Below are 14,916 nucleotides of genomic sequence, written 5' to 3' on the forward strand. Positions count from 1 at the left end.
GCTGCTTCTGTAGAGCCGAGCCATGCTCGGCCGCTCTACCAACGCGCCTCCAGCGTCCTGAACGGCTTCGCCAACCGCACACCCTCGGCATCGAAGTCGGAAACGCTACGGCCGTCCACGCGCACCTGCTTCGGTGCCGTGCGCGCGGGCCACCAGACCTTGACGGCCGTGGCGCTGCGCAGCCCTTCGCCGAGCGTCACGGTCAGCGTACCGTCGCGTTGCTGTGCCTGCATCCGCAGCGTGCCGTACGCCGTCGGCAGGCGCTCCACCGCAAGGCCATCGCCGGCCAGCCAGGAGGGCGGCGTGCCCGGCAGCAGTGACAGGGCATCGTCGTCCTCGCGCATCAGCATCCCGAACAGGGTGCGGCCGTATTCGGCACCGATCCAGGTGTGCGGCATGTCGCCCAGGTAGCGCGGAAAACGCAGCCGTGAGTGCACGACTTCGGCCAGCACCTGCCATTGCAGCGGGCGACGGTCGCGCAGCAGGCCCTGCAGCAGTTCGTCGGCCGCTGCGGGCTGGCCCAGATGCACATAGCTCAGGACGTTGCGGATTTCATAAGGGGTGTACGCATACAGCGCACCGGGCTGGTTGCGCTTGCGGACGTCGTCAAGATAGCGGGCAAAGGTGGTGCGCAGCGCATCAGCCGGCAGCACGCTCTGCGCACCGGTGGGATCCAGCGCGATGGAGACGCCGGTCGGGTCGCCATCGCCAAGATCGGCGGAGGAGGGAATGAAATCGATGCCCTTCCACGCCATCGTCGCGCGGATCGAAGCGTGAAGTGCGTCATACAGCGCCTTGTACTGCCCGCGTGCCCAGGTGGCGGTGGCGTGGTCGCCGAGTGATTCAGCCAGCCATGCGCCGTCATGCCAGCCCTTCAGGCCCCAGTAGTCGTCCCAGTAGCTGTGGGTGGGAGAGGGATAGCCCTCGTGGCTGATCGACGGTGCCAGGATGCCGGCAAAGCGTTCCGGCGCCGGTTGATCGGCCTTGTAACCGGGTACCAGCGTGCGCTCACGCAGTTCCTGCAGGAAGCGCAGCGCGGCCTTCACTTTCGGCAGGTACGCACGCACGGACTCAGGGCCACCGTCGAGGCGCGCGACATCGGCCACCAACGCGACGTACTGCCCCTGGCTGTCGTACTCGATGTCCGATCCGAAGCCGGTGTTGACGCTGCCATCGTCATTGAGGATCGGCGACACCAGGCCGTTGGCATGTACCCCGTGTTCGCTGTACCACGCCAGGTAGTCGCGCGCGACCTTGGCTTCGCCCATCCGCAGCAGTACCGCCGAGGTGGCCATGCCGTCGCGGATGAAGGAGCGGTTGTAGTTGCGTGGGCCGGGTTGCATGGCCGGGCCGGTCTGGTTGATCAGCATGTACGCGGCCTGGGCACGCAGCATGTCGACCAGCGATGGATCGGGCAGGCGCAGTCCGACCTGGCCCAAACGTGCCTGCCAGTCGGCGGAGGCTTCGGCGGCCAGCGTCTCGAAGCCGGCATCGGCATCGCGTGGCAGGCGCGCGAGGTCCAGTGCCGGTGGCTCCGGTAGCACCCCCTTGGCGTCGGCCGCCGCCGTGCCCAGCGGGAAGGCGACGACCACGGATTGGCTGGCGCCGGGTGCGAGTGTGATCCGGTAGTCCAGCGCCGCCGCCGCCAGGCCACGCGCATCGGTGGCCTGGCGTGCGCCGGGCAACCGGCCCGAAGCGATGGCGGAGGTGATCTCGGTTTCGCCGTTCGGGCCGAACGGTGCCGCGCCGGAGGCGCTGACCGCCGACAGCGAGTGCAGCAGGGTACGACCATTGACGCGCACGCTCTGGCCGTCGATGGCCACGTCGCGGATCGGCGACAGGCCACCGTTCTGCCACGGCGGGTTCATCTGCATCGGCCGCACCACCAGGCTCAGCGTGCCCTCGACCGGCGTGGTACCGGTATTGCGCAGTCGATGCCGGAGGAAGGTGACGGGCTGGCCGTCGCGCTCGATCGCGAACGCTTCGCTGCGCAGTTCCAGACCGGGTTGCGGCGACCAGGCGGCCGAGGGCATCGGCTTCCAGCCGTCGCGCAGGGCATGCTGCACGGCCTGTTCCGCGGCACCGGCGGCACGCCCATCGGCATTGCGCCAGATCGGCTGCACCAGCGGTGCGCCCTTGAATGCCTCGATGTTGCCGTATTCGTCGAAGATCGACTTCTGCCGTCCGGCATGCACGCCCACGGCCGTCCAGTACGTCTGCTGCATCTGCAACGACGCCGGGAACAAGCCACGCTGCGCGCCGCTGGCGGCGATCTGGTACTGCTTCATCGGCGTCATCACGGCCTTCGGGCCGAGCAGGCGCAGGCGCGTGACCTGTGGCGAGGGCCCGTCGACGATGAGCCGCAGGGCACGCACATCGTGCACCGTATCGCTGGCCAACCAACTCTGGGCATGGCTGGCGGCCTGCGTGTCCTGCGCCAGCGGCTGCCAGCGCCCCTGCGCATCCTGGGCCTGCAGGCGTGCGGCGCCACGCTGGCCCGCCCACTCCACCGCCAGGCCGGTGCCCGGCTGAGCGCGCGGCAGGGTGATTTCAAGCACATGGCTGCCCTTGCCATCGGTAGGGAGGGCGACGCCGCTACCGCCTTGCCACAACGCGGCTGCCTGTGCGCTGTCGAGTCCGTGCACGCGTGCACTGAGCGTGGCGTCCAAGGGTTCCATCTCGAAGATGGAGACCCCCCAGTCCGACGTGCGCTGGGGACTGGCCAGCCTCAGATAGCGCGCCTGGCGCGGTTCGAAGTACAGCGTCTCCACATCGCCCAGCGAGTCGGCCATGGTGTATGCGGTCTGCCACTGCCGGCCGTCCATCGAGGTCTGCAGCGTGTAACCCTCGGGATTGGAGACGTCCCAGGTCAGGCGTGCACCGCCGAGCAGGGCCGGTGCGCCCAGATCGATCTGGAACCAGTGTCCGGGGCTGAAGGCGCCGCCGGTGACCGTCTTCGGGTCGTTGTCGATCAGATGGCCGATGGCCATCGCCGGGACCTGCTGTGATGAGCTGCTGGCCTGCCACTGGCTGCGCGGTGGCAGTGTCTGCGCCTGCGCGGCGGAGGCCATCACGGCCAGCGGCAGCAGAGCGCGCGCGACGTAGCGCAGGCAGGCCCAGGAGGGGCGGAAGCGATCAGCACGCAGCGTCATGTCGACAGCCTTGGAGGTTCGGCCAGGATCGGGCAGGCGCTACGCTAGCAGGGGGTGTAATCGTTTACATGACGCGCTGCAATAGGGGAGAGTGCGGACGCGTGGCGCGGCTCCCTGCAAGGCGTCGCGACAGCCATCGTCCGCAAGGTCACTGCCTGCACGAACCGGCGCCCCGTGACAGCAGCGCCCAGGCAAGCTCAGCGCAGCGCCACCTGTTCCCACCAGCGCGTGCCTGCCTGCGGCGCCTGCATGTCCAGCGCCTCGCCCATCATCGGCGTGGCGATCGGCACATCGTGCGCGGCTGCCAGCGCGGTGATGCGCTCGAAGGGCTGTTGCCAGTCGTGCAGGGCCAGGTCGAAGGTTCCGTTGTGGATCGGCAGCAGCCACTTGCCGCGCAGGTCCAGGTGGGCCTGCAGCGTCTGCTCCGGCTGCATGTGCACGAACGCCCAGCGCGGATCGTATGCGCCGGTTTCGATCATGGTCAGATCGAACGGGCCGTACTTCTCGCCGATGGCCTTGAAGCCATCGAAGTAGCCGGTGTCACCACTGAAGAAGATGCGGAAGTCGCCGTCCTGGATGACCCACGAGGCCCACAGGCTGCGGTCGCTGTCGCCCAGGCCGCGGCCGGAGAAGTGCTGGCCGGGTGTGGCGGTCAGGCGCAGGCCATCGGCTTCGGTCGATTGCCACCAGTCCAGCTGTTCGACCTTGTCCGCGTCCACGCCCCAGGCGATCAACTGATCACCCACACCCAGCGGCGCGATGAAGCGCGTGGTCTTGCCCGCCAGCTGCATCACCGCAGCGTGATCCAGGTGGTCGTAATGGTTGTGCGAGAGGATCACGCCGGCGATCGGCGGCAGCTGTTCGATGCTGATCGGCGGGGCGTGGAAGCGCGCAGGGCCCATCCACTGCACCGGTGACGCCCGTTCGGAGAAGACCGGGTCGGTCAACCAGTACTGGCCGCGCAGCTTCAGCAGGATCGTCGAGTGCCCCAGCCGGAACAGGCTGCGATCCGGCGCGGCTTCCAGCGCGGCACGATCCAGCGCCTGCACCGGTATGGCGCCCGCGGGTACGGTCCCCTTCGGCTTGTTGAACAGGAAGGTCCACCAGATCTCCAGCCCGTTGCGCAGGCCCATCGCCGGCCGCGGCAGTACGTTGTGGAACTTGCCCTCGCGGTATTGCGGGGAGTCGGGGAAGTCGGGGAGGGACCAGGACTTGCAGAAGGTGTAGGCGGTCACGGCGAGGATTCCAAGCAGGAGGACAAGGAGCAGGCGCTTCATGGGTGACGTCCGCAGCGTACACTGCACAGTGTAGTTTCCCGCTGCGGAAAAGTACACTGATCGGTGTAAAATGGGGGTATCCGTTCAGTTATCTGGTGTCGCCATGTCCCGTCCGCCGCAGCGTCTGACCGACCGCAAACGCGAGGCCATCGTGCGCGCGGCGGTGGAGGAATTCCGCACGGCCGGCTATGAAGCCACCAGCATGGACCGGATCGCGGCAGCGGCCGGTGTATCCAAACGCACGGTCTACAACCACTTCCCCAGCAAGGAAGAACTGTTCTCGCTGATTCTGGAGGAACTCTGGGAACGCAGCATGGCCGGCGTCGAGCTGCCCTACCGTGCGGAGCAGCCACTGGAGCCGCAGCTGCTCGCGTTGCTGGAGCAGAAGCTGGAACTGCTGGGTGATGCCAATTTCATCGACCTGGCCCGCGTTGCCATGGCGGAGATCATCCATTCACCCGAACGTGCGCAGGCAATCGTCTGTCGCATGGGCGAGAAGGAGAGTGGGGAAAGCGCCTGGATCCGTGCAGCGATCGCCGATGGCCGGCTGCGTGCGGTCGATCCCGAATTCGCCGCCCATCAGCTGCATGGACTGGTGAAGAGTTTCGCCTTCTGGCCGCAGGTAACGATGGGGCAGGCGCCGCTGGGGGCCGACGAGCGCGCGCGGGTGGCGGCATCGGCGGTCGCCATGTTCCTGGGCCACTACGCGCGCTGACGCCGTGGCAACCGCGTCGGCATGGCTCGCCCGGCCCGCAAGCACAGTGCTGTGACGGACATGTCTGTGCCGTCGATGCGCCATCTGCGATAGTGACGTCGGGTATCAATGCACGATTGCTTCCATGTCATCCGCTTCGGCGCGCCATATCGGCGAAGTCCTGCAACAGTCCTATGGCATCACCACCGCCGCCGTGGTGCCTCGCCCGGTTGGCGCAGACGCCAATGCCAGCGTTTACCGCATCGACGCGCGACGCGGTCAGTGGTGGTTGAAATGCCGCACCTACCAGGTGCAACCGGCGGTCTGGGACACGCTGCATTGGCTGCGGGGCACCCTGGGCATCGAGGAGGTCGTGGCGCCCTGGCCGGCATTGACCGGCGGCGCGTCGGTCCAGCGCTGGGGCCTGCAGTTCACGCTGTTTCCCTACATCGAGGGCCAGTCCGGTTTCGAGGCGCCGCTCAGCCATGCGCAGTGGCTGCGCCTGGGCAACGTGCTGCGCCGGCTGCATGACGCTGAGGTGCCCGAATCGCTGCAACGCGCGCTGCCGAGCCTGCGCCTTGAAGCGGATGCGTTGAACACCGTTGGGCGCTGGCTGCAGCCGGGCGATGCCTTGCCGGTCGCGCAGGATCGGTTGGGCAGCGCATTCCTGGCCGTCTGGGAGCTGCGCCGCGAACGTATCGCCGAGGTCCACCGCCGCGCGTCGGAACTGCACGATGAACTGCGCGACGAACGGCCGCCGCTGCGGTTGTGCCATACCGACCTGCATGCGGGAAACCTGCTGATGGGCAACGAGGGCAACCTGCACCTGATTGATTGGGATGGCCTGTCCCTGGCGCCCCGCGAGCGTGATCTGATGTTTCCCGGCGCGGCGGTGGGTGGACGCTGGGGGCGCGAACGTCCGCTCGGTTTCGTGGAAGGGTATGGCCCGGACCTGGGGGACCCACGCTGGATCGCCTGGTACCGGCACTGGCGGATCCTGCAGGACCTGATCGAGTTCGAACAGGTGCTGCTGGGGGGCGACGCACTGGAGCGCTCGCCGCAGCTGCGCCGTCAGTCGCTGCACTACCTGGGCGAACAGTTCGCGCCGGGCAATGTGTTCGACGCAGCCGAACGCGCGTATCGCGCACTGGATGCGTCGCCGCTGCAGCGTTGACGGTGGATCATTCGGCGGGCTTGGCCGCCGCTGACGCCGCCGCCGTCGCCGCCCGCCGCGACAGCACGGCCTCGCGGTGGGCGATGTAAGCGTTGGCGGCCAGAATGATGCCCGCACCGATGATGGTCCAGCGGTCCACGGTCTCGTTGAACAGCAGCCACCCGCACAGGGTCACCAGCGGCAGCTGCAGGAAGCTGATCGGCGTCAGCGCCGACACTTCTCCCAGGCGCAGCGCACGCGTCCACAGCAGCTGGCCGACCGTGCCCATCACGCCGGTGAGCAGCAGCCACAGCCAGGCCACGCCACTGGGCCAGACCCAGACAAACACTGCCGGAACCAGCGAAAGCGGCACCCAGAAGACGTAGGTATAGAGCACCACGGTATCGGCGCTGTCCACGCGGGTGAGCTGCTTGATCTGGATGGCCACCAGTGAACTCAGCACCGCAGCGGCGACGGCGACCAGGCTGCCAGCGGTGAAGCCGGTGGTGCCCGGCCGCACGATCACCAGCACACCGATGAAACCGACCACCACTGCGGCCCAGCGGCGCACACGCACGGTTTCGCCCAACCACAGCACGGCGGCGATGGTGACGAACAACGGTGTGGAGTACGAGAGCGATACCGCCTGCGCCAGTGGCAGATGGCCCAACGCCCAGAACGCGCACAGCATCGAACCCAGGCCGATCGCACTACGCACGAAGTAGCGTGGCAGCTGCTGGGTCTTCAGCGGCGCATGGCCCGGCCGCAGCAGCATCGGCAGCAATGCCAGCAGGCCGAACGCGTTGCGGAAGAAGGCGACCTCCTGGGTCGGTACGTAACGGGTGGCGTAACGGATCGCCACCGCCATCATGCCGAACGCCAGGGTGCTGCCGAGCATCAGCAGCGCCGCCCGCATCGGGGTGGCGCCGGTGGAAAGGGCGGGGGTGTTCACCACTGTGCGCCGAGCAGGCGGGGCTCCGGTTCGATTGGTACGCCGAATTTCTCCAGCACCGACGCGGAAATGCGCCGCGCCAGCGCAAGCAGCTCGGCCCCGGTGGCGTTGCCATGGTTGACCAGGACCAGCGCATGGCTGGCAGCAACGCCTGCATCGCCCTCACGGAAGCCCTTCCAGCCGCAGGCCTCGATCATCCACGCTGCGGAGACCTTGCGCCGGTCCTCACGATCGGCCGGGAACACCGGCAGGTCCGGGAAATGCTGCAGCAGCACGTCGACCTGCTCCAGGGGCAGGACAGGGTTCTTGAAGAAGCTGCCGGCATTGCCCAGCACCTCCGGATCGGGCAGCTTGCGGCGGCGGATCGCGATGACTGCGTTGGCCACGTCCACGGCACTGGGCAGCTCCACGCCCTGCGCCTGCAGTTCTTCGCGGATGCCGGCATAGTCCATGCGCAGGTCGTGCAGCAAGGGCAGCTTCAGCTCGATGGCGGTGATCAGGTAGCGGTCTGCCTGCTGCTTGAACACGCTGTCGCGGTAGGCGAAGCCACACTGTTCGTTGTCCAGCCGCACCCATACCTGCTCGCGGCAGTCCCAGGCTTCCACTGCCTGGATGAACTCGCCGACCTGTGCGCCATAGGCGCCGATGTTCTGGATCGGCGCTGCACCGGCCGTGCCTGGAATCAGGGCCAGGTTCTCCAACCCGGACAGGCCTTCCTGCAGCGACCACATCACCAGGCCGTGCCAGGGCACGCCGGCACCGGCGCGGATCACCGCATGATCGGCGCGATGCTCCAGGAAACTGATGTCGCGGTTGCCGAACACCAGCATGGTGCCAGGCAGATCGTCGGCGATCAGCACATTGCTGCCGCTGCCCAGTACCAGCAGCGGTCCGCCGGAAACCTCCGGTAGCGCCAGCACTTCCGGCAGCAGCGATGCGTCATGCAGCTCCAGCAGCTGCGCGGCATTGGCACGCACGTGGAAGGTGTTCAGCGCCTGCAGCGGCGCGTTCCGGGTCAGTGTCCAGCGCAGCGGCGCGGCGGTGTCGAGTCCATCCATGGGGGCGCTCACAGCGGCGCCACCGCGCCACGGCTGGGCGCTTCGCGGCGGCGGCGGATCGCCTCCACGCATTCCGATACCAGCGCCGGCCCGCGGAAGATCAGGCCGCTGTAGCACTGCACCAGCGAGGCGCCCGCCGCCATCTTGGCCACTGCGTCGGCGCCGGACAGGATGCCGCCGACACCGACCAGCGGCACCGACTCGGGCAGGCGCGAGCGCAGCCGCCGCAGGACCAGGGTGGACTGTTCCAGGACCGGGGCACCGGACAGACCGCCGGCTTCGTTCGCCAGCGGATCGCCAGCCACCTTGCTGTGGTCGATCGTGGTGTTGGTCGCGATCACGCCGTCCACCTGCAGCTCGCCGAGCACGCGCGCAGCAGCGTCGATGTCGCGCTCGCTGAGGTCAGGCGCCACCTTCACCAGCATCGGTACGCGCCGGCCGTGCCGCGCGGCCAGGTCTTCCTGGCGATCACGCAGCTGGCTGACCAGCTGGCGCAGTGCGGTTTCCTCCTGCAGCTCGCGCAGGCCGGCGGTGTTGGGCGAGGAGATGTTGACGGTGATGTAGTCAGCCAGCGGGTACACCTTGTCGAGGCAGGCCACATAGTCGTCGACGGCCTGCTCGTTGGGGGTGTCCTTGTTCTTGCCGATGTTGATGCCGAGCAGGCCGCGACGGTTGCGCGCGCGCTCGACATTGCGCACCAGTGCATCCACGCCGGCGTTGTTGAAGCCCATGCGATTGATGATGGCGTTGTGCGCCGGCAGCCGGAACAGCCGCGGCGTCGGGTTGCCCGCCTGTGGCCGCGGCGTGATCGTGCCGATCTCGACGAAGCCGAAACCCAGCGCGAACAGCGCATCGATGTGCTCGCCATTCTTGTCCAGGCCGGCCGCCAGGCCGACCGGATTGGGGAATGTCAGCCCGAACACGGTGCTCGGCAGCGGCGCGATGCGTGCGGCCAGCAGCGGCGTGGTGCCGGTGCGGTAGGCCACGTCCAATGCGGACAGGCCGAGGCCGTGGGCGCGCTCGGCGTCGAGCGAGAACAGGAAGGGGCGGGCAAGCGAATACATGCGTCGGTTCAGTCCAGCGTGCCGAGGAAGGCTCGGGTTCGATATTCAAAGGCGACCTGGCCGTTGACCGCGTGGGCCGCGAACAGATCCTGCAGTGCCGCCAGCATCGGCGCATGGCGCGGATGCCCGGGCTGTGGCGCATAGGAGGACGACAGCAGGCGGCCGCGCAGGGCGTCCAGATCCAGATGCTGCACGTTCGGCAGTTCCACCTGGCCGCGCAACCCGGCACCAAACCATGCCTGCATCGTGGCGTCATCCTGGTAGCGTTCGGCCACGGCGGAATAGTCCGTGCCGTAATCGAGCAGCAGCTGCTCATAGCCGACCAGGAACGGGCTGGCATCGAGCAGGCGTGAGTTCCAGTAGATCAGCGCCAGTCCGCCGGCGCGCAGGATGCGCTGCCATTCGACACGGACGGCGTCGGTGTCGAACCAGTGGAAGGCCTGCGCGGCACTGACCAGATCGACGCTGTGCTCTGCCAGGCCGGTGGCCTCGGCACGCCCATCGACGGCCTGGAACAACGGATATGCAGCCAGCCAGCCTTCGGCGGCGGCGCGCATGGCGGCGTTGGGTTCGACCGCGACCACAGGATGGCCGGTGTCGAGGAACAGACGGCTGGAAATGCCGGTACCGGCGCCGATGTCGGCCACCCGTGCATCGTGGCCGACGCCCATCGGTCCATGCAGCCATTCCATCAACGCCGGCGGGTAGTCAGGCCGGTAACGGACATAATCGGCGACGCGGCTGCTGAAGCGTTCGGTGCTGTCGGAGGAGGTCATGGCGGTCAGTTCGACAGTGCGGCGAGCCAGGCCAGGCCACCGAAGAAGAGGATGAAGGCCAGGACTGCCGCCAGGGCGGCTGCCACCATCACCCAGCCCAGCACCAGCCCGGTGACCGCCAGGCCATCGCCTTCGAGTTCATGCGGGCGGCGGCGGATCTCGGCGCGGGCCATGTGGCCGGTGACGATGGCGACGATGCTGGCCACGAAGGGCAGGACAGTCCAGGCGGCAATGCCCATGACCAGGCTGACCACGGCCAGGGCGCTTGTCTGTCGGGGTGCCACGCTCATCGGGTCCTCCTTGCAGTACGCACATGATAGTGCCTCCGTCCGGGCAATCCCATGGGCAGTGCCCGGCCCGAGCGGTTCAGCCCATCAGTACCTGGCCACCATCGACGTTCAGCACGTGACCGGTGATCCAGCGCGCCAGCGGCGAGCACAGGAACAGCGCGGCATCGGCAATCTCGCGTGGCTGGCCGAAGCGGCCGAACGGAATTCTTGCCAGGGTGCCGTGATACAGCGCCGGGTCGCTGGTTTTGCGCCGGTCCCACAGACCGTCGGCAAACTCGATGGAGCCCGGGGCGATGGCGTTGACCCGGATCCGGTCCGGTGCCAGTGCCAGCGCCTGCGACGTGGTGTAGTGCGAAAGAGCGGCCTTGGCAGCCGCATAGGGAGCGCCCCCCGGCCGGGGTTGCTGCGCGGCGATCGAGGAGAGATTGAGGATGCAGGCGTCGCTCGATTCGCGCAGCCAGGGCACGGCGAGCCGCGAGGCCCGCACCGCGGCCATCAGGTCGACCTGCAGGCTGGCGGCCCAGCCGTCTTCATCGTCTGCCATGCCGTAACCGGTGGCATTGTTGACCAGCACGTCGATGCCGCCCAGGGACGCTGCGGCCGCATGCAGCCAGGCGTCGATCTGGCCGGGGTCGGCCAGGTCGGCGGCAAAGGCGTGCAGTGATGCCCCCTGGGCCGCTGCGTTGGCCAGCAGGGCGTCGAGCCCCGCCTGACCACGTGCGCAGACCGAGACATGGGCGCCGGCCGCAGCGAAGGCCAGGGCCATCTCACGGCCGATGCCTTTGCTGCCGCCGGCAACCAGCACCCGGCGGCCGCTGAAGTCGAGGATTGGAGCCCCCGCCGGGGCCCCACTCTCGGCGACGTCCGGGCCGGGATGCATCACAGGTCGAACTTGATGCCCTGGGCCAGCGGCAGCGAATCGGAGTAGTTGATGGTGTTGGTCTGCCGGCGCATGTAGACCTTCCATGCGTCCGAGCCCGACTCGCGGCCACCACCGGTGTCCTTCTCGCCACCGAACGCGCCACCGATCTCCGCACCGGAGGTGCCGATGTTGATGTTGGCGATGCCGCAATCCGAGCCCGCAGCCGACAGGAAGCGTTCGGCGGTCTTCAGATTCTGGGTGAAGATCGACGAGGACAGGCCCTGCGGTACCCCGTTCTGCATGTCGATGGCTTCGTCGATGCTGTCGTAGGGCATCACGTACAGGATCGGCGCGAAGGTCTCGTGCTGGACCACGGCATCACTGTTCTTCAGGCCGCTGACAATGGCCGGCAGCACGAAGTTGCCGGCGCGGTCGATGCGGGTGCCACCGGTCTCGATGGTGCCGCCGGCGGCCTTGGCCTGGGCAATTGCATCGAGGAACTGCTGCACGGCACCTTCGCTGTTCAGCGGACCCATCAGGTTGGCGGCATCGGTCGGGTCGCCGATCTTGCCTTCCACCTGCTTGTACGCCTTGACCAGCGTGGCCAGCACGTCGGCGTAGATCGAGCGGTGCACGATCAGGCGGCGGGTGGTGGTGCAGCGCTGGCCGGCCGTACCGACGGCGCCGAACACGATCCCCGGCACAGCCAGCTTCAGGTCGGCGGTCTCGTCGAGGATGATGGCATTGTTGCCACCCAGTTCCAGCAGGCAGCGGCCCAGGCGGCGCGCCACCTTTTCATTGACGGTGCGGCCGACCTGGGTGGAGCCGGTGAAGCTGATCAGCGGCACGCGACGATCATCAACCAGCTTTTCCGACAGCGCGGTGCCGGCATCGTTGACCAGGTAGAAAATGTCCGGGAAGCCGGCTTCGCGCAGCGCGTCGTTGCAGATCTTCATCGAGGCGATGGCGGTCAGCGGCGTCTTGTTGGACGGCTTCCAGATGCACACGTCGCCGCAGATCGCCGCCAGGAATGCATTCCAGCTCCACACCGCGACCGGGAAGTTGAAGGCTGAAATGATGCCGACCAGGCCCAGCGGGTGGTACTGCTCGTACATGCGGTGGCCGGGGCGCTCCGAGTGCATCGTGTAGCCATACAGCATGCGGCTCTGGCCGACGGCGAAGTCGGCGATGTCGATCATCTCCTGCACCTCGCCATCGCCTTCCGGCTTGCTCTTGCCCATCTCCAGGGCAACCAGCGAGCCCAGCGCGTCCTTGTGCCTGCGCAGCGCCTCGCCGCACAGGCGCACGGCTTCGCCACGGCGCGGGGCAGGGGTGGTGCGCCACTGCTTGAACGCTTCCTGGGCGCGGGCGATCACCGTTTCGTATTCAGTCTCGGTGGTCGCACGCACCTGTGCGATCGGCTCGCCCGTGGTCGGGTTGACCGGGGTGATCAGCTCACCGCTGGCAGCGCTCGACCACTCCCCGTTGCCCAGGTACGTGCCAGCGTTGATCGCGTCCAGGCCAAGGGACTTGAGCAGCTCGGAAGACATGCAGACTCCTGTGTTTCGTTACGTTGTTTGGCGTCATCGCGGGCGGGTGGGGGGCGATGAACAGAACCGCCGATGGTAGCAGAGGGCGATGAGCGGCCTTGGTGCAGTGCAGGGTGCCAGGCCTGGCGGACGTGCTGGGACGGGACGTCCCGGGGGGGCGCCAATCGGGTTGATCCTTCGGGGCGTGATGGGATGATTCCGTGCATCAAACGTCAATTTCTGGACGCTGTCGGACGTAGTGCGAATCATTTTGACGCATTTTGAAATATAAAAAAATAGGAATAGTTCTAATGACTTAGGGTGGGTCGGGCGGGTGAATGGGCGCGCGACGGGCTGCCGCTTCCTACCAATTGCCTTTCACATCATCCACAATCACGTTCGACTTATTGACGCAATTCCGTCTGTTCGCACCGGCTTGGGGAGGCCTGGTATGCGACAGCCATCACAATTGTAGTGCTGGATCGGAAAACAGCTTGGAGAAGTGCAGTGCTACATGGATCGGTAGATGACCTCCCCGCAGAGCGTGCCGATGCCGGCCGCCGCCGGGTCGAAGCCCGGGCGGCCCTGGAACTGGGGCTTCGCCTCGGAGACCTGTTGCTCCTGCCCGGCATGGCTGCATTGGCCCACGTCGTGTGCTACGGCACGCCGGCGCCCAACCAGTCCCAGCGCATCGTCTTCGGTGCGGTGATTCTCAGCGCCATCGTCTGCTTCTCCATCGCGCCGGTCTACCGCAACTGGCGCCTGCGTGGCCTGCTGGCCGACCTCTGGCTGCTGCTGCTGGCCTGGTCCGGCAGCTTCGCCCTGTTCTCGCTGTATGCCGTGCTGGTGGGGCTGGCCGATGCCGTTCCGTCGCGCTGGCTGGTGGGCTGGTACATTGGCGGCCTGGCCTCGATGGCGGGGCTGCGCGTACTCCTTCGTGTCCAGCTGCACCGGTTGCGTTCGCGTGGACTGGATCATGAGCGGATCCTGCTGGTCGGGCTCCGGGCCCCGGCGCTCAGGCTGCATCGCCTGCTGCGCGGCAAGCCGGAGATGGGCAAGGAAGTGATCGGCTACTTCACCAGCAAGGGCGACATCGCCACCCGGCGTGGCGGCGATGCCCCGCAGCGCCTGGGCGCACTGGATGATGTGCCGCGCTACCTGGATGCGCACCGGGGGGAGTTCGACCAGGTCTGGGTGTCCCTGCCGCTGGGGGATACCGCGCCCATCCGTGACATGCTCAAGCAGATCGAGCGGTTCCCGGTGCCGATCCGCCTCATTCCCGATACCACGGGCCTGGGGGCACTGAACCCGGGCGTGCACCAGGTGGGCGATGTGCCGATGATCGGCGTTCGCCAGGGCCTGGTGGACCACAACTTCCGTCTGTTCAAGCGCATCGAGGACATCCTCGTGGCCGGCGTTGCGGTCGTCCTGCTGGCGCCGCTTTTCGTGGTGCTGGCGATCGGCGTGAAGATCAGTTCACCCGGCCCGATCCTGTTCCGCCAGCGCCGCCACGGTCTGGGCGGGAAGGAGTTCTGGATGCTGAAGTTCCGCTCCATGCGCGTGCATGAGGAAGGGACGGGGCAGATCACGCAGGCGACCCGGGGCGACCCGCGGGTGACCCGGTTCGGTGCCTTCCTGCGGCGCAGCAGCCTGGATGAGCTGCCCCAGTTCTTCAACGTGCTGGGTGGCAGCATGTCGGTGGTGGGCCCGCGTCCGCATGCGATCCAGCACAACAATCACTATGAACGCGTGATCGAACGCTATATGCACCGCCATTACGTCAAGCCGGGCATCACCGGCTGGGCGCAGGTGCACGGGCTGCGGGGCGAGACGCCGGAACTGCGGTCGATGAAGAAGCGCGTGCAGTACGACATCGACTACATCCGTCGCTGGAGCCCGACCCTGGATGTGCGGATCATTGCGTTGACGGCGCTGAAGGTTCTCGGGCAGAAGTCGGCTTATTGACCCTGCAGAACTCCGAACTGCGACGTAATTCCATGAATTGCATGGCTATTTTCTCGCCAGCAGCGGCGCTGTAAGGTAATCTGTGCAGCTGTCAGCGCTCCGCCCGTTTCGCGGCGGGGCCTGCATGGAATGCCACAGGATCCA

General features: G+C 67.2%; 12 protein-coding genes. 3 read left to right on the forward strand and 9 right to left on the reverse strand.

Annotation, left to right across the window (positions count from 1 at the left end; genetic code table 11):
• Positions 1-35 precede the first annotated feature (35 nt).
• Entirely contained in the window at positions 36-3,152 is a 3,117-nt protein-coding gene (locus tag ACVOME_RS06815) for a galactose-binding domain-containing protein (RefSeq protein WP_481504874.1), read from the reverse strand.
• A 197-nt stretch (positions 3,153-3,349) separates the two neighbouring features.
• A complete protein-coding gene (locus ACVOME_RS06820) occupies positions 3,350-4,429 on the reverse strand; it encodes an MBL fold metallo-hydrolase (protein ID WP_065181371.1) in 1,080 nt (359 codons plus the stop codon).
• A gap of 103 nt (positions 4,430-4,532) precedes the next feature.
• Here ACVOME_RS06820 and ACVOME_RS06825 point away from each other — a divergent pair, with 103 nt between their 5' ends.
• Both ACVOME_RS06825 and ACVOME_RS06830 read left to right on the forward strand, forming a co-directional pair.
• Complete coding sequence (locus ACVOME_RS06825) at positions 4,533-5,144, forward strand: TetR/AcrR family transcriptional regulator (protein ID WP_065175563.1); 612 nt, start codon at positions 4,533-4,535, stop codon at positions 5,142-5,144.
• Between the two features lie 124 nt (positions 5,145-5,268).
• On the forward strand, positions 5,269-6,297 hold the full coding sequence (locus tag ACVOME_RS06830) for a phosphotransferase (protein WP_481504875.1): 1,029 nt from the start codon (positions 5,269-5,271) through the stop codon (positions 6,295-6,297).
• A gap of 7 nt (positions 6,298-6,304) precedes the next feature.
• Here ACVOME_RS06830 and ACVOME_RS06835 read toward each other — a convergent pair whose 3' ends face one another.
• The 7 genes from ACVOME_RS06835 to amaB form a co-directional block, all read right to left on the reverse strand.
• Positions 6,305-7,192, reverse strand: a complete 888-nt coding sequence (locus ACVOME_RS06835; RefSeq protein ID WP_283219827.1) for a DMT family transporter — start codon at positions 7,190-7,192, stop codon at positions 6,305-6,307.
• A 32-nt stretch (positions 7,193-7,224) separates the two neighbouring features.
• Positions 7,225-8,286 (reverse strand): UDP-N-acetylmuramate dehydrogenase, encoded by a 1,062-nt coding sequence (gene murB, locus ACVOME_RS06840; RefSeq protein WP_481504876.1) that lies wholly within the window; start codon positions 8,284-8,286, stop codon positions 7,225-7,227.
• Between the two features lie 8 nt (positions 8,287-8,294).
• The gene (locus ACVOME_RS06845; RefSeq protein WP_065181373.1) at positions 8,295-9,350 is read right to left on the reverse strand and encodes a quinone-dependent dihydroorotate dehydrogenase; all 1,056 of its coding nucleotides are present in this window, start codon (positions 9,348-9,350) and stop codon (positions 8,295-8,297) included.
• Positions 9,351-9,358: 8 nt separating this feature from the next.
• A complete protein-coding gene (locus ACVOME_RS06850) occupies positions 9,359-10,126 on the reverse strand; it encodes a class I SAM-dependent methyltransferase (RefSeq protein ID WP_481504877.1) in 768 nt (255 codons plus the stop codon).
• 5 nt (positions 10,127-10,131) lie between these two features.
• Positions 10,132-10,416, reverse strand: a complete 285-nt coding sequence (locus ACVOME_RS06855) for a DUF4190 domain-containing protein (protein ID WP_053517549.1) — start codon at positions 10,414-10,416, stop codon at positions 10,132-10,134.
• A 76-nt stretch (positions 10,417-10,492) separates the two neighbouring features.
• Entirely contained in the window at positions 10,493-11,296 is an 804-nt protein-coding gene (locus ACVOME_RS06860) for an SDR family NAD(P)-dependent oxidoreductase (protein WP_481504878.1), read from the reverse strand.
• Positions 11,296-12,828, reverse strand: coding sequence for an L-piperidine-6-carboxylate dehydrogenase (gene amaB / locus ACVOME_RS06865; protein WP_065175566.1), 1,533 nt, complete (start codon positions 12,826-12,828; stop codon positions 11,296-11,298). Before amaB ends, ACVOME_RS06860 begins: the two co-directional genes overlap by 1 nt.
• A gap of 594 nt (positions 12,829-13,422) precedes the next feature.
• Between amaB and ACVOME_RS06870 the strand changes: the two genes are divergently transcribed.
• Entirely contained in the window at positions 13,423-14,772 is a 1,350-nt protein-coding gene (locus ACVOME_RS06870; protein ID WP_428992351.1) for an undecaprenyl-phosphate glucose phosphotransferase, read from the forward strand.
• Positions 14,773-14,916 lie beyond the last annotated feature (144 nt).

The organism is Stenotrophomonas sp. STEN008, from assembly GCF_056760435.1.

Coding starts and splice junctions, on each gene's coding strand:
- ACVOME_RS06815 (WP_481504874.1), bottom strand. CDS start 3,152: ATGACGCTGCGTGCTGATCGCTTCCGCCCCTCCTGGGCCTGCCTGCGC.
- ACVOME_RS06820 (WP_065181371.1), bottom strand. CDS start 4,429: ATGAAGCGCCTGCTCCTTGTCCTCCTGCTTGGAATCCTCGCCGTGACC.
- ACVOME_RS06825 (WP_065175563.1), top strand. CDS start 4,533: ATGTCCCGTCCGCCGCAGCGTCTGACCGACCGCAAACGCGAGGCCATC.
- ACVOME_RS06830 (WP_481504875.1), top strand. CDS start 5,269: ATGTCATCCGCTTCGGCGCGCCATATCGGCGAAGTCCTGCAACAGTCC.
- ACVOME_RS06835 (WP_283219827.1), bottom strand. CDS start 7,192: ATGCGGGCGGCGCTGCTGATGCTCGGCAGCACCCTGGCGTTCGGCATG.
- murB (WP_481504876.1), bottom strand. CDS start 8,286: ATGGATGGACTCGACACCGCCGCGCCGCTGCGCTGGACACTGACCCGG.
- ACVOME_RS06845 (WP_065181373.1), bottom strand. CDS start 9,350: ATGTATTCGCTTGCCCGCCCCTTCCTGTTCTCGCTCGACGCCGAGCGC.
- ACVOME_RS06850 (WP_481504877.1), bottom strand. CDS start 10,126: ATGACCTCCTCCGACAGCACCGAACGCTTCAGCAGCCGCGTCGCCGAT.
- ACVOME_RS06855 (WP_053517549.1), bottom strand. CDS start 10,416: ATGAGCGTGGCACCCCGACAGACAAGCGCCCTGGCCGTGGTCAGCCTG.
- ACVOME_RS06860 (WP_481504878.1), bottom strand. CDS start 11,296: ATGCATCCCGGCCCGGACGTCGCCGAGAGTGGGGCCCCGGCGGGGGCT.
- amaB (WP_065175566.1), bottom strand. CDS start 12,828: ATGTCTTCCGAGCTGCTCAAGTCCCTTGGCCTGGACGCGATCAACGCT.